The sequence below is a fragment of the Pararhizobium sp. A13 genome, from assembly GCF_040126305.1.
GTDB lineage: Bacteria > Pseudomonadota > Alphaproteobacteria > Rhizobiales > Rhizobiaceae > Pararhizobium.
Genome location: NZ_CP149510.1, coordinates 4,158,709 through 4,177,282, shown reverse-complemented (window position 1 = coordinate 4,177,282; position 18,574 = coordinate 4,158,709). Strand labels below are relative to the sequence as shown.

Here is an 18,574-nt window from a genome sequence, read left to right as displayed (position 1 = left end):
TCAATGCGCAGCTTTGAAAGGAAAATCCCGAGTTTGCTGTCTGGCGTCGGCGAGGGCGGTCACGTCAGGTGCTTTCTCGACCGGTGCTGCCATCGCTTCAAGGGATGCGGGGCGTCCGGGCTCCTACGGAGGCAATACGGGTGGAGCGGGACAGCGTCTTCGTCGGAAAAGCTGGCCGCTTGCCTGCCAACAAAAATGCCGCGCTTTCTGGAGCGCGGCATTCGATTTTCAGAGAGCTTAAGTTCACGCCGTCTGCATGGCACCCGGGCCGGGGATGGCTTTGGGCGGGACCTTGCCGAGGATGATCATGCCGAGTACCTCGTCCTTGGTGACATCTTCGGTGCGGGCATGGCCGACGACCTGGCCGTTCTTCATCACCGAGACGCGATCGGCGAGATCGAAGACGTCGTGGATGTCGTGGCTGATCAGGAAGATGCCGATGCCTTCGCGCTTCAATTGCTTGATCAGCTCGCCGACCTGCGCCGTTTCCTGGGGCCCGAGTGCTGCCGTCGGCTCGTCCATGATCAGGATGCGGGCATCGAACAGGATGGCGCGGGCAATCGCCACCGACTGGCGCTGACCGCCAGACAGCGCCTTCACCGGCTCCTTGAAGCGGCGGAAGTTCGGGTTGAGCCGCCCCATCACCTCGCGCGCCTTGGCTTCCATCGCGACGTCGTCGAGCGTGCCCCAGGGGGTTCTGAGCTCGCGGCCGAGATAGAGGTTGGCGGCGGCATCGACGTTGTCGGCAACGGCGAGCGTTTGGTAGATCGTCTCGATACCGTATTTCTTGGCGTCGCGGGGGTTGCTGATATGCACCGGCTCTCCGTTGATCAGGATTTCTCCGGCGTCGCGCTTGTAGGCGCCCGACAGGATCTTGATCAGCGTCGATTTGCCGGCGCCGTTATGGCCGAGCAGGGCCACGACTTCGCCCGGGTAAAGATCGACCGAGGCGTTGTCGACAGCATGGATGCCGCCGAAGGATATGGAAATGTTCTTCATTTCCACGAGGGGAGTGCGTTGTTCCGTCATTGTTCGAACTCCTCTTACTTGGCTCGGCCGCGATAAACGGTATCCAGCCAGACGGCCATGACCAGCACGATGCCGATGACGATGCTTTGCAGCGGGGTGTCTACACGCAGAAGCACCATGCCCGATTGCAGCGACTGCATCACGATTGCGCCGAGAACGGCACCTGCGATCGTTCCCATGCCGCCGGCGAGCGACGTGCCGCCGATAACGGCCGCAGCGATCGTATAGAGCTCATCGAGCGTGCCCTGCGCGTTGGTGGCGGCGTTGAGGCGGGCGGTGGAGATCGCCGCGGCGATGGCGCAGAGTGCGCCCATCAATGCGAAGATGCGCACGGTGACCCAACGGGTCTTGATGCCGGCGAGTTCGGCTGCTTCCGGATTGCCGCCGATGGCGAAAACATAGCGGCCGAAGCGGGTGCGGGTGGTGAGGAAGCTCATCGCAATCGCGATACCCACGGCCATCAGGACCGGGATAGCGATGCCGAGCGGAATCTGCAGCCCACCCTCCGGCCAGGGAATGTTGTGGGCCTCAGCAAATTTCTTGGCGAGGTTGACCGGCATGTAATAGCTGTTCAGCACCCAGACGGCACAGAGCACCATGACGCAGCCGACGACCGAGAGGAAATATTCCGCCCACATCGGACGCAGTGGAAAACCGAACCGCTTGCGCTGCTTGCGCGAATTGATGATCGACGCGACGATGAAGAGGCAGGCGACGACGCCGACGATCCAGCTCGCGGTGGCGCCGATCGATCCTTCCGCGCCGCCGCCCATCAGGCGGAACGTCGTATCCATCGGTGCGACAGTTGCGCCGCTGATGACCAGGAAGGCGCCCGCGCGCCAGACCAGCAGTCCGCCGAGCGTGACGATGAAGGAGGGCACATTGAGGAAGGCGACGATCATGCCCTGAAACGCGCCGATGGCGGTTCCGAGCAAGATGCCGATGGTGAGCGCAATGATCCAGGTGGCGGGGTGATCAAAACCGATGAGGGGCGGCAGGATCTTGACCTGGGTGATTGCCATGATCATGCCGACGAAGCCGAGGATCGAGCCGACGGACAGGTCAATGTTGCGGGTGACGATGACCAGCACCATGCCCGTTGCCATGACCGAGACGGAGGCTGCCTGAACCGTAAGGTTCCAGAGATTGCGCGGGGTCAGGAACAGCCCGCTGAAAAGTCCGCCGGTCGAAATCTGAAAGCCGAGCCAGATGATCAGCAGGGCCGCGATCATGCCGAGAAGCCGTGTGTCTATTTCCGTCGCCTGCAGAAATCGCTGTAAGGCCGTGCCCTGTGTTTGGCGTATGCTGCTGGACGGCGCGGCTATGGTGGTGTGAGCCATTTTCTGAGTACTCCCCCTTATTCTTGTCGTTCAAGGTGCCGGACATCGGAGAAGCGCCGCAACGGTGTCGCTGCGGCGCTCGTGACCGAACCTTACAGACCCATGCTCGGGATCGGATCAGTTGCAGACAGCAACGGTTCCGGCCTTGACGCCCTGGCAGGTTTCTTCCTTGGAAATCCAGCCGGCGTCGATGACGACGTTCAGATTGTCCTTGGTGATCGGCTGCGGCGCGATGAAGAAGGAGTTCATCTCGACGCCCTTCGGGCCACCGGAGAACTTGACGGTGCCTTCGATGGCATCCATGGCAGCACCGCCAGCAAGCGCTACGGCGATTTCGCCGGCCTTCTTGCCGAGTTCACGCGAGTCCTTCCAGACCGATACGGTCTGCGTACCGAGCGCGACGCGGTTCAAAGCGGCCTTATCGCCGTCCTGGCCGGAAACCGGAACCGAGCCTGCGAGGCCCTGGGCCTCGAGAGCCGCGACTACACCGCCGGCCATGCCGTCGTTGGACGAAACGACGCCATCGACCTTGTTGTCGTTGGCGGTGAGGAACTGCTCCATGTTCTTCTGCGCAGCTTCAGGCTTCCAGCCATCGGTGTAGGCTTCGCCGACATTCTTGATCTTGCCGGCGTCCATGGCTTCCTTCAGCACTTCCATCTGTCCGGAGAACAGGAAGTCGGCGTTCGGATCGGTCGATGCACCCTTGATGAAGACGTAGTTGCCTTCCGGCTTCACCTTGAACACTTCGGCGGCCTGCATGCGACCGACTTCCTTGTTGTCGAAGGTGATGTAGTAGGCGGCCGGATTTTCGATCAGGCGGTCGTAACCGACGACCGGGATACCTTCGGCGGCGGCCTTTTCGATCGCCGGGCCGATGGCTTCGCTGTCCTGGGCCAGAACGATGATGGCGTTGGCGCCCTGTGCGATCAGCGATTCGATGTCGGTCAGCTGCTTTGCGGCGGAAGCCTGTGCGTCAGCCGAGATGTATTTGTCGCCGGATGCTTCAAGGGCGGCCTTGATCGCGGCTTCGTCGGTTTTCCAGCGCTCTTCCTGGAAGTTCGACCAGGAAACGCCGACCACCAGGTCCTTGGCGATGGCTGCGGAATGCATGGATGCGATGATGGCAACACCTGCCATCAGTTTGAAAACTGATTTCATGAAGTCCTCCCAAATGGCCGCTGGCCGCCCGTGCGAACCTCCCGCACGGCCCCTGGCCAGCAAAAAAATCCTGCCGTCAACCCGAAAGAGTTTTTTCTCGACAGTCGAGAAAATAGATGTCAGAGTTTTTTGGGGCTGTCAACAAGGCTTTGACAAAGGCTGTTGCACCGGACAGATGCTTTGGGAGGAGCATGTGTTTGTGAGAATCACCGATAATAACAGGAATGCGCAATGCTGACCAAATCCAGCACCGAACTGGTACGTCAGCAGAACAGCGCACTCGTGCTTGCGGCGCTCAGGCGCATGGGGCCGCTGTCGCACACGGATATTTCCGAACAGACCGGGTTGGCCTCGGCAACCGTTTCGGCGATCACCGCTGAACTGGAACGGGCCGAAGTCATCGAGAAGACCGAGCAGCAGGCGCATTCCGGTCGGGGTCGTCCACGCGTGCTGTTCGCGCAACGCCGGGATAGCGGGTTCCTCATCGCGGTGAGAATATCCTCGGACGTGGTTCAATATTCCCTCGTCGACTATTCCGGGCGCCTGATCGACCGCTTCGAGGATGCGCGCAATAGCAAGGTTGCCGGAACGAAGCATTTCGCCGATGGGTTTCTTGAGGCACTCGACCGGTTGATCGACCGGTCGCGCCTGGACAAGTCACAGGTTCTCGCCGTTTCGATCAGCAGCAAGGGAACGGTCGATGCCGATGGCCGGCGGCTTTTATGGTCACCGGTGTTTGGCGGAGAGCAGATCGATTTTGCCTCCCTGTTGCAGCCGGAATGGCGCGCCAAGGTGACCGTGAACAACGAGACCTTGCTGGTCGCGCAGGCACTGGGGATGAAGGCGGATACGGCTGAGAGCGGCTCGTTCCGCGCGCTTGCGGCTTTGTCGCTTGGTCACAGCATAGGGCTTGGCATTGCCCGCAAGGACCGGTTTGGCGAGCTCGAGGTGACGGCGCCCAATTTTGGGCACATGCTGCATGCGGCCAATGGTTGCCTCTGTCGCTGTGGCTCGTTTGGTTGCATCGAGGCGTCCGCCGGCTTTTACGGAATTCTGCGCTCGGCCTTCGAGGTTCCGCCGGATACGATCCCGGCAAAGTTCGTGCCGCTTGTCGAAATGGACAAGATCGCCACGAGCGCGCGGCAGGGAAACCGGATGGCGGGTTACGCCTTCCGCCAGGCGGGCCTTGCGCTCGGCAACGGCCTTTCCCGACTGCTCAGCTTCTATGATCGCATGCCGATCTTCATCACCGGGCCGGGAACGCGCTATTTCGATCTGCTGCAGAGGGGCATCGACGAAGGCCTTGAGCAGTCGCACGAGGTGCGCCTGCAGGGGCGGCCGGAAATTTCCGTCATTTTCGATGAGCAGAGACTGGTATTCGACGGCCACCTCGACCGGGCGCTGACCGACATGGATCACGACATTGCGGCTTTTCGGCCGCTTCCGACGGGAGGGGACACGGCGTGAGAAGGTTGGGGGGCTTTTTGGTGGTGACTGCAATCAAAACAAAAGGCCGGGCGAAAACCCGGCCCTTCTTCGTGGATCAGGCCTAACGCTCCTTAAGCGTCGACGCGGATCTGGCGCTTCTCGGCAACGGATTTCACGGCGGCGTCTGCCAGCGCCAAGGCTGCCAGCCCGTCGGCACCCGAAGGGGTGATCTTGGTGCCCTTTTCGATCGCGGAAATGAAGCTGGCGATCTCGTTGGCATAGGCTTCGGTGTAGCGCGTCATGAAGAAATCATGCAGCGGCGGGCGGGTATAGCCGTCGCCATTGGCGATTTCGATCGAGACGGCGCGCTGGTTTTCCGCCGAGACGACGCCCTTCGAGCCATGCACCTCGATGCGCTGGTCGTAGCCATAGGTGGCGCGGCGGGAATTCGAGATGATCGCCTGTTTGCCGGACGCGGTTTCTAGGATGACGGAAACGCTGTCATAGTCGCCTGCCTTGCCGATTTCCGGATCGACGAGAACGGCCGCATGAGCCGTCACGGCGACCGGTTCCTCGCCGAGCAGGAAACGCGCCATGTCGAAGTCATGGATGGTCATGTCACGGAAAATGCCGCCGGAGCGCTTGATATAGTCGACCGGCGGGGCGCCCGGATCGCGCGAGATGATCGTCACCATTTCCACAGTGCCGATCTTGCCGTCGTCGATCGCCTTGCGAACGGCCATGAAATGCGGGTCGAAGCGGCGGTTGAAACCGACCATCAGCTTGCCCTTGGTCTCTTCGACCACCTTCATGCATTCGCGGACGCGGCCAACATCGAGATCGATCGGCTTTTCGCAGAAGATTGCCTTGCCGGCGCGGGCGAAGCGCTCGATCAGGTCGGCATGCGTGTCTGTCGGCGTGCAGATCACCACTGCGTCGATATCCGAAGCCTTTTCGATCGCTTCGATCGTGCGGACGTCGCAACCATAGGCCTTGGCGATCGCTTCGGCGGCGGCCGGGAAGGCGTCTGCCACCGCGACAAGAACCGCATCGGGGTTGCCGCTGACGGCCTTGGCGTGAACCTTGCCAATGCGGCCGGCGCCGAGAAGACCAAATCTGACAGTCATGTTACATCTCTTTTTGACGGGCGGCGGATCGCCGCGAAGGGGCGAAGTGATGACGCTCACTCCGGACAGGCGTGGTGGAAGTCGGCTTTGCTCTGGCGTTCGATGTGATTTTCAGGCGCCCGGCAACCGCTCTATCGGAGCCGGCGTGGTGGTCCCTCTCCCGCCGCTTTCTTCCGAGCCCGGGCATGCCGCATACTCCTCCGGCACACTTGAAATCGGAATGAAAAAGTAATGTCTGTTATTTTCGGAATAATTATTCTATTTGTCGCGTTGCCGTCAAGCGGGTAAACCGATGCTCCCTTGCGGCAGCCGCCTTTTTGGACATAAAGCTGTTATCATTGTTGTGGGCCTCAAGGCTTGCCAAACTCTCAAGGACGCTTTCCCATGATCAAGTTCATCGACCCGGACCATGCGTTCTACCGGCCGCTCTGGGTTCGGCTTCTGATCGTCGCCTTCTGTGCGGCATGGACGGCGTTTGAATTCTGGCAGGGAGAAAATACCTGGGGGATGATTTTCCTGGCCGTCTCGGCTTATGCCGGCTGTGTTCTGATCATCTTCTTCAAGCCAAAGGCCGAGGTTGTCGAAGAGACAAAGACGGACGACTCCGTCTGATCCGTTAGTTCCTCTGCGTCAGGCGCAGGCGCCGCTGTGCCTCGTCAATCAGCAGGTTGGCGATCTTCATGCGGATGGTCGCATTGCCCCGGAAGTCCGGATGATGGCGGTCGGGGTGGTTTTCAGCGGCGAAGCGCCGACGTTTGTCTGCCAGACCCGTTGGGGTTTCCGTGTCTGTCAACCCCAGGTCAGCGGCAATCTGCTCAGGGCGAATGCGGCAAAGATGATCCGGCATGACAGGCTTGGGCGCCGGTTTTGGCGGAGCGAGCATATCCTCACTCGACGTATCGAAATAGGCGCGCCGCACTGCGTCCCCGTCGGCCATGCCAGATGACGCGAGGTTGCCGACAAAGCCGGCGTTGAGGCCACGGATGTTCGCAGACGGCGCCAGCTCTTGGTGGGTTGCGCCGTCCTCGTCTTCCTCAGCTTTCAACCGCTCCAGCACCGACTGGAACACCGACATCCCGAACATACGCTCTCCCTTTTCCGCGGATATCAAAGCACGGGAAGGTTTTGCGGGCCTGATCACGCCGTGCTCTGCTTGAGGATCAGATCGTAAAGAAGCTTGGCGCTCGGCGGCAGGGCGCGACCGCGCGCGGTGATCAGGCTATAGGGGCGGATCTTGATGTTGAAATCGGTGGGCAGAATGCGGATCTCGCCCGCCTGGCTTCCATTGCTGGCAATCAGATCGGCGACGTCGCGAGCGACCGGGGCTATCGCATTGGTGTGCCGGACGATCGAGACTGTCAGGATGATCGACGAGGTGTTGATGATGGTTGCGGGCAGGGGCGTTCCTGCCGACAGGAAGCTGTCCTCGACGGCTCGGCGCAGCAGTGTTCCCTGTGGCTGGAAGACCCAGTCATAGCCAGGGAGATCGGCGGAACTGACAAGGGCTTTGTCGAGCAACGGATGGCCGTCGCGCACGATCAGGCAGACATCCTCCTCGCCGATCTCAATCAGGTTGAACTGTCGCGGGTCCATGTCGTCGGGTATACGGCCGATGACGAAGTCGTGCCGAGCGGAGAGGAGTTCGCGCACGAGCACATTGCTGTTTTCGATCTGGATGTTGATCTCGATGCCGGGGTAGGCGGTCGATACCTGGCGGACAGCTGGAACCGCAAGATTGAGGGCGGGGCCGGTGACGGAGCCGAGCGATACGGAGCCGCCGCTTCCGGTCTTCAGTTCGGTGATCTCGCGCGCCGTCTCCCGCAGTTCCAGAAAGATCGTCCGGGCCCGCCGGGCCAATGCTCTTCCATATTGCGTCAATTCGACGCCGCGGGCGATGCGGGCGCAAAGCGGTGCCTTGAGAATAGCCTCGATTTCTCCGAGCATGCGCGAGGCCGCGGGCTGGGATACGCTCAGCGCGTCTGCCGCAGCGCTGATCTGACCGTGGTCTTCGATGGCGAGAATCAGCTGCAGGTGACTCAGTTTCAAGCCGGAGCGAAAAATTCCACGGTCTGAATAATCCACTGGAACGGATGAGTGTAGTACCGGATCGTCCATATTTTACCCGCCTTCCGAGAAAAATGCCTTCGCTCTCGCGAAAAATCACACTGTTCTGTCTTACTATATCAAAATTGTTATAAATATACACCCATATTGTATTTGACAGTTATGATCTTTGATTCCAGTTTGCCGCCATGTGCGCCGCGTGCTTGGGAGCGTGTAGGGCCTGGGAGGGCTTTCTTTCACCCCTTAAACCTCCGCCGAGGATTTTCGTCTCTCGGCTACGCGAAGCGCTGCACATATCGAGGCCGGCCGGACAGCTTGCCTGGATCAACACTCAGGGAGAGATACATGAAATTGATTACTTCGCTTCTCGCCGCCGCAGCGCTCAGCGTGGCGTCGTTCGTCGTTCCGGCGGTCGCCCAGGACAAGGGCACCGTCGGCATTTCCATGCCGACCAAGACCTCGACCCGCTGGATTTCCGACGGCGAGACCATGGAAAAGCTGTTCAAGGAATCCGGCTACACCCCGGACCTGCAGTTTGCTGACGACGACATCCCGAACCAGCTGGCTCAGATCGAAAACATGGTCACCAAGGGTGCCAAGGTTCTCGTCATCGCCGCCATCGACGGCACCACGCTGTCCGATATCCTGCAGAAGGCCCATGACGCCGGCGTCAAGGTTATCGCTTACGACCGCCTGATCCGCGATTCGGGCAATGTCGACTACTACGCAACCTTCGACAACTTCCAGGTCGGCGTGCTCCAGGCAACCTCGCTGGTCAACGGCCTGAAGCTTGATGGCGCCACCGCGCCGAAGAACGTCGAACTCTTCGGCGGCTCGCCGGACGACAACAACGCCTTCTTCTTCTATGATGGCGCAATGTCGGTTCTGCAGCCGCTGATCGATGCCAAGAAGATTGAAGTGAAGTCCGGCCAGATGGGCATGGACCAGGTTGGTACGCTGCGTTGGGACGGTGCCGTTGCACAGGCCCGCATGGAAAACCTCCTCTCCTCGACCTACACCGATGCCAAGGTTGATGGCGTTCTGTCGCCTTACGATGGTCTGTCCATCGGCATCATCTCCGCTCTGAAGGGCGTTGGCTACGGCTCGGGCGACATGCCGATGCCTGTTGTCACCGGTCAGGACGCCGAGCTGCCGTCGGTCAAGTCGATCCTTGCTGACGAACAGCATTCCTCGGTCTTCAAGGACACCCGCGAGCTTGCCAAGGTTGCCGTGAGCATGACGGACGCCATCATGGGTGGCAAGGAGCCGGAAATCAACGACACCAAGACCTACGACAACGGCGTCAAGGTTGTTCCGTCCTACCTTCTGAAGCCGGTTTCCGTCGACAAGACCAACGTCAAGGAAGTTCTGGTCGGCGCCGGTTACTACACGGAAGACCAGATCAACAACTGATCCCGCCTCTTCCATTTGGGGCCCGCGATTGCTTGCGGGCCCTTTTATCTTGATGAGGGACTTTGTATTGTTGGTTTGTTTGGCCTCATCATTCACGGACTGCCGCAGGAATACCTGAACATGGACAACATCATTCTCGAAATGCGGGGCATCACCAAGACGTTTCCGGGCGTAAAGGCCTTGGACAATGTCAATCTCAAGGTTCGCGAGGGTGAGATTCACGCGCTTGTCGGCGAAAACGGAGCCGGAAAATCAACCCTGATGAAGGTGTTGAGCGGTGTCTATCCCGCCGGTACCTATGATGGCGAAATCCATTACGACCGCGAAGTTCGCAATTTCTCGACGATTTCCGACAGCGAACATCTCGGCATCATCATCATCCATCAGGAGCTGGCGCTCGTTCCGCTGCTCTCAATCGCCGAAAACATTTTTCTGGGCAACGAGATCGCCACCAACGGCGTCATCAATTGGCCGCAGACCTTCTCGCGAACGCAGGAACTTCTGTCCAAAGTCGGCCTCAAGGAGCCGCCGACGACGCGCATCACGGATATCGGCGTTGGCAAGCAGCAATTGGTGGAAATCGCCAAAGCCCTTTCCAAGAAGGTCAGGCTGCTGATCCTCGACGAGCCGACGGCCTCGCTCAACGAGACCGATTCCGACGCGCTGCTAAAGCTGCTGATGGAATTCCGCAAGCAGGGCATGACCTCGATCATCATTTCGCACAAGCTCAACGAGATCAAGAAGGTCGCCGACAAGATCACCATCCTGCGCGACGGCGGGACCGTCGAAACGCTCGACTGTCACAACGAGGACATCAGCGAGGACCGGATCATCAAGGGCATGGTCGGCCGCGATATGGAAGACCGCTATCCGCCGCGCGAGCCGAAGATCGGCGAGATGCTGCTTGAGGTGAAGAACTGGAACGTCTTCCACCAGCAACACCGTGACCGGCAGTTCCTGCACAATGTCAATTTCAACGTCCGAGCCGGCGAAGTCGTCGGCATTGCGGGTCTGATGGGTGCTGGCCGGACCGAAACAGTGATGAGCATCTTCGGCAAATCCTGGGGGCACAAGATCACCGGTGAAGTCTTCATGCATGGCAAACAGGTCGACGTGAGCACCATTCCGCGTGCGATCAACGCAGGTCTTGCCTATGTGACGGAAGATCGAAAGCAGCTCGGGCTGGTGTTGAACAACAACATCATGCACAACACGACGCTTGCCAATCTCAACGCGGTGGCAAACGGCGGCGTGATCGATGACCACAAGGAACGGAAGGTCGCGACCGATTACCGGTCGAAGTTGCGTATCCGTTCCCATTCGATCTATCAGGAGGCCGTGAACCTGTCGGGCGGCAACCAGCAGAAGGTCGTTCTGTCCAAATGGCTGTTTACCACGCCTGAAGTGCTGATCCTCGACGAGCCGACACGCGGCATCGATGTCGGGGCGAAGTACGAAATCTACACCATCATCAATCAGCTTGCCGCAGAAGGCAAAGGCATCCTGATGATCTCATCGGAAATGCCCGAGCTTCTCGGAACCTGCGACCGCATCTACGTCATGAACGAAGGTCGCATCGTCGCCGAGCTTTCGAAAAAAGAAGCAAGCCAGGAATCCATCATGCGCGCCATCATGCGCTCCGGGGAGAAACACTAATGGTCGCCGAAACCAGCGCTCCGAAAACCACGCCCTCCATCGGGGACTATCTCAGGAACAATATCCGCGAATACGGCCTGCTTGTCGCACTCGTGGTCATCATGCTGTTCTTCCAGTTCTTGACGAATGGCGTGCTGTTCAAGCCCGTCAACCTCACCAACCTCGTGCTGCAGAATTCGTTCATCGTCATCATGGCGCTCGGAATGCTGCTGATCATCGTTGCCGGCCATATCGACCTTTCCGTCGGCTCGATCGTCGCGTTTACGGGCGGCCTTTCGGCGATCATGCTCGTCAAGTGGGGATTGCATTTCTCCATCGTCGTGCCGTTGTGTCTGGCTCTCGGCGGACTGGTCGGGGCAGCCCAGGGCTATTGGGTCGCCTATCGGAAAATTCCGGCCTTCATCGTCACTCTTGCCGGCATGCTCGTCTTCCGCGGTCTCACCTATCTGGCGCTGCAGAACAGGCCGATCGGGCCTTTCCCGAAGGATTTCCAGCTGTTGTCGACCGGCTTCATTCCGGACTTCCTCTATTTCCTCAATCCTCTCCCGGGTGTCATCGCCAATTTCTTCGCACTGGTGGCTGTGCTGGTGCTGGTCGCATTGGCGATCTACTACGGGATCAAGGACCGCCGGACCAACGATCTGCATGGAACAGAAAACGAGCCCTTCGCTTTCTTTGTTCTCCAAATGGGGATCATCAGCGCCGTGGCCATTTTCCTGGGGTTCCAGCTTTCGACATACAAGGGCTTCCCGAACGTCCTCGTGGTGATGGCGCTTCTGATTGCCCTTTACACCTTCGTCACGACCCGTTCGACGATTGGTCGGCGCATCTACGCGATGGGCGGTAACGAGAAGGCGGCGAAGCTCTCCGGTATCAACACCGAGCGGCTGACGTTCTACACCTTCGTCAACATGGGTGTGCTTGCGGCTCTTGCCGGGATGATCATCGCGGCGCGTCTGAACTCAGCTACGCCGAAGGCCGGCGTCGGCTTCGAGCTTGACGTGATCGCGGCCTGCTTCATCGGTGGCGCATCGGCATCGGGTGGCGTCGGCAAGATCACGGGTGCCGTCATCGGCGCCTTCATCATGGGCGTCATGAACAACGGCATGTCGATCATGGGTCTCGGCATCGACTACCAGCAGCTCGTCAAGGGCCTCGTGCTTCTGGCTGCCGTGTTCTTCGACGTCTACAACAAGAACAAGGGCTGACCGGTTTCGCTCCGTCCCGCGGCGCCGGCTTGGCCGGTCGAAGCAAATCTTGGTGCCGGGGCGTCTCTCGCGCTTACACTAGGCGATAGCGCTCCGGCCCGCGCATCATGACGAAAACGGCGGCTTTGCCGCCATGAATGGGAGCGCTCATGCGTCTCCCAATGGGTTGTTGTTGCCGAAAGCCAGCCGCTTGACGCCGAAAAACAGCCCGGATCTAGAAAAGGACAAGGCTGTGCTGATTTCCCAGGTAAAGAACAATGATGGCTCGATCACGGTGGCCGTTCGCGAATTGGGCGAGGGCGCCCGGGCGGTGAAGGGGGCGACCAGCGTCTATGCGCTGGCAATGGAAGCTGCCAATGCCGGCAAGAGTCTGAAAGCTGTCGTCGAGGCGCACGGCCTCGGCGACGAAGTCGATCTTCAGGACGTCTACGCCAAGGGGCTGTTCCTGCCGCCGATCACCCATCCGGATGCCGCGCATCTGCACCTGACCGGCACGGGCCTTACCCATCTCGGCTCGGCTGCGACCCGCGACGCCATGCATGCAGCCGTCTCCAAGGTGGAAGAGGGCGCGACGGACACGATGAAGATGTTCAAGATGGGCCTCGAAGGCGGCAAGCCGAAACCTGGCGAAAAGGGCGTGCAGCCCGAGTGGTTCTACAAGGGCAACGGCTCGCAGACGGTAGCACCGGGCGACGATCTCGTCTCCCCCGCCTTCGCACAGGATGGCGGCGAGGAACCGGAAATGGCCGGCATCTACGTCATCTCCGACAAAGGTGCGCCGTTTCGTATCGGCTTTGCCGTCGCCAACGAGTTTTCCGATCACGTGACGGAACGCGTCAACTATCTCTATCTCGCGCACTCCAAGCTGCGTCCCGCGAGCTTCGGTCCGGAAATCCGTGTCGGCGAAGCGCCAAGCGATATTCGCGGCACCTCGCGCATCATCCGCAACGGCGCGGTCCTGTGGGAAAAGCCGTTCCTGTCGGGGGAGGCCAACATGTCCCACAGCTTCGCCAACCTCGAATATCACCACTTCAAATACGGTATCTTCCGCGCGCCGGGCGATGTGCATGTCCACATGTTCGGCACGGCGACGCTGTCCTTCGGTGATGGCATCAAGACGGAAGCTGGCGATATTTTCGAGATCGAGGCGTCGGAATTCGGTCTGCCGCTGCGCAATACGCTGGCGATCGCCGGCGAGGATGAAGTCACGATCGGCCAGCTCTAATCCCGTCACGCATTTGACTGCGGGTGCCGATTATTGGGCGCTCGCGCAAACCAAGGAGGCTTTAAGCCCATGACACTCCATCATAACCTGATTGCCGGCGAATGGGTCGGCACGAACGGCGTCGAGAACATCAATCCGTCCAACACCAACGAAGTGGTCGGTCTTTACGCCAGCGCCAGTGCCGACGACACCAAGACCGCCATTGCCGCCGCCAAGGCCGCGTTCCCGGCCTGGTCGCGCTCCGGCATCCTCGAGCGCCACGCTATCCTGAGGAAGACCTCTGACGAGATCATGGCCCGCAAGGACGAGTTGGGTCGGCTTCTTGCTCGTGAGGAGGGCAAGACCTTGCCGGAAGCGATCGGCGAGACCATCCGCGCGGCGCAGATCTTCGACTTCTTTGCAGGCGAAGCCCTGCGACTTGCCGGCGAAGTTCTGCCGTCGGTGCGTCCAAACATCGGCGTCGAGATTACCCGCGAGCCGATCGGCGTCATCGGCATCATCACGCCGTGGAATTTCCCGATCGCCATTCCCGCCTGGAAGATCGCGCCGGCGCTCTGCTACGGCAATACCGTCGTGTTCAAGCCGGCCGAACTGGTGCCCGGCTGCTCCTGGGCGATCGCCGACATCCTCAATCGCGCCGGCCTGCCGAAGGGCGTGTTGAACCTCGTCATGGGCAAGGGCTCGATCGTCGGCCAGGCAATGCTCGACAGCCCGGATCTGGCCGGCATCACCTTCACCGGCTCGACCGGCACGGGCAAGCGCGTCGCCGCCTCCTCGATCGAGCATAACCGCAAGTTCCAGCTGGAAATGGGCGGGAAGAACCCGATGGTGGTTCTGGATGACGCGGACCTCACCGTCGCCGTTGAGGCGGCCGCCAATTCCGGCTTCTTCTCCACTGGCCAGCGCTGCACGGCCTCGTCGCGGCTGATCGTCACCGAAGGCATCCACGATAAGTTCGTCGCGGCCCTGACCGACAAGCTGAAGACGTTGGTCGTCGACGATGCATTGAAGGCGGGGACCCATATCGGCCCGGTCGTTGATGAGCGGCAGCTCGCCACCGATACCGACTATATCGACATCGGCAAGAAAGAGGGCGCCAAGCTTGCTTTTGGCGGCGAGACGATCTCCCGCGACAACCCCGGTTTCTATCTGCAGCCGACGCTGTTCACCGAAGCGACCAACCAGATGCGGATTTCGCGCGAAGAAATTTTCGGCCCGGTCGCGTCCGTGATCCGGGTCAAGGATTACGAGGAAGCGCTCGCTGTCGCCAACGACACGCCGTTCGGCCTGTCGGCCGGTATCGCGACGACGAGCCTCAAGCATGCGACGCATTTCAAGCGCAATTCGGAAGCCGGCATGGTGATGGTCAATCTGCCGACCGCCGGCGTCGACTTCCATGTGCCGTTCGGCGGTCGCAAGGCGTCGAGCTTCGGCTCGCGCGAACAGGGCAAGTATGCGGCCGAGTTCTTCACCGTCGTAAAGACCGCCTACACGCTGGCGTAAGCATTTTTCGCCGGATCGGCATTTGCCGGTCCTGCACTTCAAAGGACACGAAGACAATGAAGAAGAAAGCTGAGTGGCCGCGCAAGCTGCGCTCGCAAGAATGGTACGGCGGTACGAGCCGCGACGTGATCTATCACCGCGGCTGGCTGAAGAACCAGGGGTATCCGCACGACCTGTTCGACGGACGTCCGGTTATCGGCATCCTCAACACGTGGTCGGATATGACGCCGTGCAACGGTCATCTGCGCGAGCTCGCCGAAAAGGTGAAGGCAGGCGTGTGGGAGGCTGGCGGCTTCCCGCTGGAGGTACCGGTGTTCTCGGCATCCGAAAACACCTTCCGCCCGACCGCGATGATGTACCGCAACCTTGCCGCGCTCGCGGTGGAGGAAGCCATCCGCGGCCAACCCATGGACGGCTGCGTGCTCATGGTCGGTTGCGACAAGACCACCCCGTCGCTTCTGATGGGTGCGGCTTCAGTCGATCTGCCCTCGATCGTCGTCACGGGCGGCCCGATGCTGAACGGCTATTTCCGCGGTGAACGCGTCGGCTCGGGTACGCATCTGTGGAAGTTTTCCGAGATGGTGAAGGCCGGCGAAATGACGCAGGCCGAGTTCCTCGAGGCAGAAGCCTCGATGAGCCGTTCGTCGGGTACCTGCAATACCATGGGCACGGCCTCCACGATGGCATCCATGGCTGAGGCGCTCGGCATGGCGCTGTCCGGCAACGCCGCGATCCCGGCGGTCGATTCCCGCCGCAAGGTCATGGCGCAGCTCACCGGCCGGCGGATCGTCCAGATGGTCAAGGACGACCTGAAGCCCTCCGAGATCATGACGAAAGAGGCATTCGAGAACGCCATACGGACCAATGCGGCCATCGGCGGATCGACCAACGCCGTCATCCACCTGCTCGCCGTCGCCGGCCGCGTCGGCGTCGATCTTTCGCTTGATGACTGGGACCGCTGCGGCCGCGACGTGCCGACCATCGTCAACCTGATGCCGTCGGGCAAGTACCTGATGGAGGAGTTCTTCTATGCAGGCGGCTTGCCGGTGGTGTTGAAGCGCCTCGGTGAAGCGGGCCTTCTGCACAAGGATGCGCTGACGGTGTCCGGCGAAACCATGTGGGACGAGGTCAAGGACGTCGTCAACTGGAACGAGGACGTCATCCTGCCTGCCGAAAAGGCGCTGACGTCTTCGGGCGGTATCGTCGTGCTGCGCGGCAATCTCGCGCCGAAGGGCGCGGTGCTGAAGCCGTCGGCTGCCTCGCCGCATCTGATGGTGCACCGGGGCAGGGCGGTGGTGTTCGAGGACATCGACGACTACAAGGCCAAGATCAACGACGACAACCTCGACATCGACGAGACCTGCGTCATGGTCATGAAGAACTGTGGGCCGAAGGGCTATCCCGGCATGGCCGAGGTGGGCAACATGGGTCTGCCGCCGAAGGTGCTCAAGAAGGGCATTACCGACATGGTGCGCATCTCCGACGCCCGCATGTCCGGCACGGCCTATGGCACCGTCGTGCTGCACACCTCGCCGGAAGCGGCGGTCGGCGGACCGCTCGCCGTGGTGAAGAACGGCGACATGATCGAGATGGACGTGCCGAACCGTCGCCTGCATCTCGACATTTCCGAGGAGGAGTTGGCGCGGCGGCTCGCCGAATGGCAGCCGAACCATGATCTGCCGGCTTCCGGCTATGCCTGGCTGCACCAGCAGCATGTCGAGGGGGCCGATACCGGCGCCGACCTCGACTTCCTCAAGGGATGTCGTGGAAACGCGGTCGGCAGGGACAGCCACTGATCTGTACTGCATTCGAAATCAGAGGGCGGAACTGAGTTCCGCCTTTTCTATTCCATGGCTCGGTTGCGCCATCGGCCAAAAATGACTATATTTCTGTATATATGTACAGGAGATGTGGTCATGAACGGAAAGGCGATCGGCGCTGCCGAGTTCAAGGCAAAATGCCTGAATCTCATCGATCAAATGGCGGATGACGGTGAATCGATCGTCATCACAAAGCGCGGGAAACCTGTCGCCGTGCTTTCACCGCTGCCGGATGCTGCCGGGCATGCCAGTATCATCGGAGCGATGAAGGGCAGCGTGCTGACCTATGAGGATCCCTTTTCGCCGGTGATCGCACCCAGTGAATGGGACGCAGCCAATTGATCGTCATCGACACGCACGTGTTAATCTGGGCTGTCCAGGACGATCCTCGTCTTGGCGAGCGGGCCAGGCAAGTTATCGATGACATGACGCGGCGAAGCCGTATTCTGATTTCAGCGATAACGCCCTGGGAAATCGCCATGCTGGCCGAAAAAGGTCGCATTGCGCTTGGCGACGACGTCGGACGATGGATCAGCCGAGCCTTGGCGCTGCCCGGCGTTGCGCTTGCACCCTTGGAAGCTCCGATTGCAGTCGGCAGTGTTCGGCTGCCCGGAGGCTTTCATGCCGATCCCGCCGACAGGATAATCGTTGCCACAGCACGCTTCCATCAGGTGCCGGTGATGACCGCCGACCAAGCAATTCTCGACTATGGTGCGAGAGGTCACGTCGTTGCTTTGGCCGCCTCGTCATAGGCACGATAATTTACTGGCTCTGCGTCTGGCTCTGTTCCTGCTGCTCCACAGTCACCGCCACCTTCAGGGCTTCCGTTGCTGAACCATGAACGAGCCCGGAGATCGGCGCTGCATCGCGGTAGTCGAGGCCGCAGGCGATGCGGACATAGCGATCGTCGGGGCAGAGGTTGTTGGCGGCGTCGAAGCCGACCCATCCGAGACCGTTCAGATGCACTTCCGCCCAGGCATGGCTTGCCGCCTGTTCGGGCTGGTCTTCCATCATCAGATAGCCGGAGACGTAGCGGGCGGGCAGGCCGAGCGTGCGAGCGGCTGCAATCATGATATGCGCATGATCCTGGCAGACGCCGCTCTTCTTTTGCAAGGCTTCCTCTGCCGTCGTTTCCGTTCCGGTTTCGCCCGGGCTGTATTCGACAATCTCATTGATCTTGCCCATCAGCGCATGCATCTTGGCAAGATCCGTATCGCCGCTCATTGCCTTGGCAAGATTGCGGATCGGCTTCGTCATCTTCGTCAGCGGTGTCTCGCGCAGGTAAAGCCAGAGCGGCGCATAGGCCTGGTGGACACCGTATACGCCGGCTTTGTCCTCAGTCTCGACTTCGCCGCTGGCGGTGATGCGAATGGACGTCTGGTCGCCATTGACGCTGACCAGATTGACCCGGTTTCCAAAATGGTCGTCGTAGCCGACCTCCATATGGGCGCCCTCGACGGAGGTCTCCCAGCTAATGACGGTCTGGCCGGGCTGGGTCAGCGGCGTCAGCCGCAGACGCTGCAGCGAATATTGCACCGGCTCGTCATAGGTATATTCGGTGGTGTGGCTGATCTTCAGACGCATGTGTCTTCCCCCGACCGAT

17 protein-coding genes are annotated in these 18,574 nt (G+C 60.4%); 10 read left to right on the top strand and 7 right to left on the bottom strand.

What is annotated here, in order from left to right; translation table 11 throughout:
- Window positions 1-243 precede the first annotated feature (243 nt).
- The 3 genes from WI754_RS20385 to xylF all read right to left on the bottom strand — a co-directional run bounded on the left by WI754_RS20385 (window position 244) and on the right by xylF (window position 3,527).
- Window positions 244-1,029, bottom strand: a complete 786-nt coding sequence (locus WI754_RS20385; protein ID WP_349435265.1) for an ATP-binding cassette domain-containing protein — start codon at window positions 1,027-1,029, stop codon at window positions 244-246.
- Window positions 1,030-1,043: 14 nt separating this feature from the next.
- A complete protein-coding gene (locus WI754_RS20380) occupies window positions 1,044-2,369 on the bottom strand; it encodes a sugar ABC transporter permease (protein ID WP_349435264.1) in 1,326 nt (441 codons plus the stop codon).
- A 117-nt stretch (window positions 2,370-2,486) separates the two neighbouring features.
- Entirely contained in the window at window positions 2,487-3,527 is a 1,041-nt protein-coding gene (gene xylF / locus WI754_RS20375) for a D-xylose ABC transporter substrate-binding protein (RefSeq protein WP_349435263.1), read from the bottom strand.
- A 231-nt stretch (window positions 3,528-3,758) separates the two neighbouring features.
- On the opposite strand from xylF, the gene WI754_RS20370 reads away from it, so the two are divergent.
- Complete coding sequence (locus WI754_RS20370; RefSeq protein WP_349435262.1) at window positions 3,759-4,994, top strand: ROK family transcriptional regulator; 1,236 nt, start codon at window positions 3,759-3,761, stop codon at window positions 4,992-4,994.
- Between the two features lie 92 nt (window positions 4,995-5,086).
- On the opposite strand, the gene iolG is transcribed toward WI754_RS20370, so the two are convergent.
- Window positions 5,087-6,082, bottom strand: a complete 996-nt coding sequence (gene iolG, locus WI754_RS20365; RefSeq protein ID WP_349435261.1) for an inositol 2-dehydrogenase — start codon at window positions 6,080-6,082, stop codon at window positions 5,087-5,089.
- A 384-nt stretch (window positions 6,083-6,466) separates the two neighbouring features.
- Here iolG and WI754_RS20360 point away from each other — a divergent pair, with 384 nt between their 5' ends.
- Window positions 6,467-6,694, top strand: a complete 228-nt coding sequence (locus WI754_RS20360) for a hypothetical protein (protein ID WP_349435260.1) — start codon at window positions 6,467-6,469, stop codon at window positions 6,692-6,694.
- Window positions 6,695-6,698: 4 nt separating this feature from the next.
- On the opposite strand, the gene WI754_RS20355 is transcribed toward WI754_RS20360, so the two are convergent.
- Window positions 6,699-7,166 carry a hypothetical protein gene (locus WI754_RS20355; RefSeq protein WP_349435259.1) on the bottom strand — a complete coding sequence of 156 codons (468 nt, stop codon included), beginning with the start codon at window positions 7,164-7,166 and terminating at the stop codon, window positions 6,699-6,701.
- Between the two features lie 53 nt (window positions 7,167-7,219).
- Complete coding sequence (locus WI754_RS20350) at window positions 7,220-8,197, bottom strand: LysR family transcriptional regulator (RefSeq protein ID WP_349435258.1); 978 nt, start codon at window positions 8,195-8,197, stop codon at window positions 7,220-7,222.
- 294 nt (window positions 8,198-8,491) lie between these two features.
- On the opposite strand from WI754_RS20350, the gene chvE reads away from it, so the two are divergent.
- The 8 genes from chvE (at window position 8,492) to WI754_RS20310 (ending at window position 17,723) form a co-directional block, all read left to right on the top strand.
- Entirely contained in the window at window positions 8,492-9,559 is a 1,068-nt protein-coding gene (gene chvE, locus WI754_RS20345; protein WP_349435257.1) for a multiple monosaccharide ABC transporter substrate-binding protein, read from the top strand.
- Window positions 9,560-9,679: 120 nt separating this feature from the next.
- Window positions 9,680-11,215 (top strand): multiple monosaccharide ABC transporter ATP-binding protein, encoded by a 1,536-nt coding sequence (mmsA, locus tag WI754_RS20340; RefSeq protein ID WP_349435256.1) that lies wholly within the window; start codon window positions 9,680-9,682, stop codon window positions 11,213-11,215.
- A complete protein-coding gene (gene mmsB / locus WI754_RS20335; RefSeq protein ID WP_349435255.1) occupies window positions 11,215-12,423 on the top strand; it encodes a multiple monosaccharide ABC transporter permease in 1,209 nt (402 codons plus the stop codon). Before mmsA ends, mmsB begins: the two co-directional genes overlap by 1 nt.
- Before the next feature lie 232 nt (window positions 12,424-12,655).
- Window positions 12,656-13,648, top strand: coding sequence for an AraD1 family protein (gene araD1 / locus WI754_RS20330; protein WP_349435254.1), 993 nt, complete (start codon window positions 12,656-12,658; stop codon window positions 13,646-13,648).
- A gap of 69 nt (window positions 13,649-13,717) precedes the next feature.
- Window positions 13,718-15,151 (top strand): aldehyde dehydrogenase family protein, encoded by a 1,434-nt coding sequence (locus tag WI754_RS20325; RefSeq protein WP_349435253.1) that lies wholly within the window; start codon window positions 13,718-13,720, stop codon window positions 15,149-15,151.
- Between the two features lie 56 nt (window positions 15,152-15,207).
- Window positions 15,208-16,947 carry an L-arabinonate dehydratase gene (araD, locus tag WI754_RS20320; RefSeq protein ID WP_349435252.1) on the top strand — a complete coding sequence of 580 codons (1,740 nt, stop codon included), beginning with the start codon at window positions 15,208-15,210 and terminating at the stop codon, window positions 16,945-16,947.
- 120 nt (window positions 16,948-17,067) lie between these two features.
- Complete coding sequence (locus WI754_RS20315) at window positions 17,068-17,313, top strand: type II toxin-antitoxin system Phd/YefM family antitoxin (protein WP_349435251.1); 246 nt, start codon at window positions 17,068-17,070, stop codon at window positions 17,311-17,313.
- Window positions 17,310-17,723 carry a type II toxin-antitoxin system VapC family toxin gene (locus WI754_RS20310; RefSeq protein WP_349437897.1) on the top strand — a complete coding sequence of 138 codons (414 nt, stop codon included), beginning with the start codon at window positions 17,310-17,312 and terminating at the stop codon, window positions 17,721-17,723. Before WI754_RS20315 ends, WI754_RS20310 begins: the two co-directional genes overlap by 4 nt.
- Window positions 17,724-17,733: 10 nt before the next feature.
- Here WI754_RS20310 and WI754_RS20305 read toward each other — a convergent pair whose 3' ends face one another.
- Window positions 17,734-18,555 (bottom strand): transglutaminase family protein, encoded by an 822-nt coding sequence (locus WI754_RS20305; protein WP_349435250.1) that lies wholly within the window; start codon window positions 18,553-18,555, stop codon window positions 17,734-17,736.
- Window positions 18,556-18,574 lie beyond the last annotated feature (19 nt).

Bases quoted from the DNA above. Each gene is read 5' to 3' on its own strand.
- WI754_RS20385 (WP_349435265.1), bottom strand. From the start codon at position 1,029: ATGACGGAACAACGCACTCCCCTCGTGGAAATGAAGAACATTTCCATA.
- WI754_RS20380 (WP_349435264.1), bottom strand. From the start codon at position 2,369: ATGGCTCACACCACCATAGCCGCGCCGTCCAGCAGCATACGCCAAACA.
- xylF (WP_349435263.1), bottom strand. From the start codon at position 3,527: ATGAAATCAGTTTTCAAACTGATGGCAGGTGTTGCCATCATCGCATCC.
- WI754_RS20370 (WP_349435262.1), top strand. From the start codon at position 3,759: ATGCTGACCAAATCCAGCACCGAACTGGTACGTCAGCAGAACAGCGCA.
- iolG (WP_349435261.1), bottom strand. From the start codon at position 6,082: ATGACTGTCAGATTTGGTCTTCTCGGCGCCGGCCGCATTGGCAAGGTT.
- WI754_RS20360 (WP_349435260.1), top strand. From the start codon at position 6,467: ATGATCAAGTTCATCGACCCGGACCATGCGTTCTACCGGCCGCTCTGG.
- WI754_RS20355 (WP_349435259.1), bottom strand. From the start codon at position 7,166: ATGTTCGGGATGTCGGTGTTCCAGTCGGTGCTGGAGCGGTTGAAAGCT.
- WI754_RS20350 (WP_349435258.1), bottom strand. From the start codon at position 8,197: ATGGACGATCCGGTACTACACTCATCCGTTCCAGTGGATTATTCAGAC.
- chvE (WP_349435257.1), top strand. From the start codon at position 8,492: ATGAAATTGATTACTTCGCTTCTCGCCGCCGCAGCGCTCAGCGTGGCG.
- mmsA (WP_349435256.1), top strand. From the start codon at position 9,680: ATGGACAACATCATTCTCGAAATGCGGGGCATCACCAAGACGTTTCCG.
- mmsB (WP_349435255.1), top strand. From the start codon at position 11,215: ATGGTCGCCGAAACCAGCGCTCCGAAAACCACGCCCTCCATCGGGGAC.
- WI754_RS20325 (WP_349435253.1), top strand. From the start codon at position 13,718: ATGACACTCCATCATAACCTGATTGCCGGCGAATGGGTCGGCACGAAC.
- araD (WP_349435252.1), top strand. From the start codon at position 15,208: ATGAAGAAGAAAGCTGAGTGGCCGCGCAAGCTGCGCTCGCAAGAATGG.
- WI754_RS20315 (WP_349435251.1), top strand. From the start codon at position 17,068: ATGAACGGAAAGGCGATCGGCGCTGCCGAGTTCAAGGCAAAATGCCTG.
- WI754_RS20305 (WP_349435250.1), bottom strand. From the start codon at position 18,555: ATGCGTCTGAAGATCAGCCACACCACCGAATATACCTATGACGAGCCG.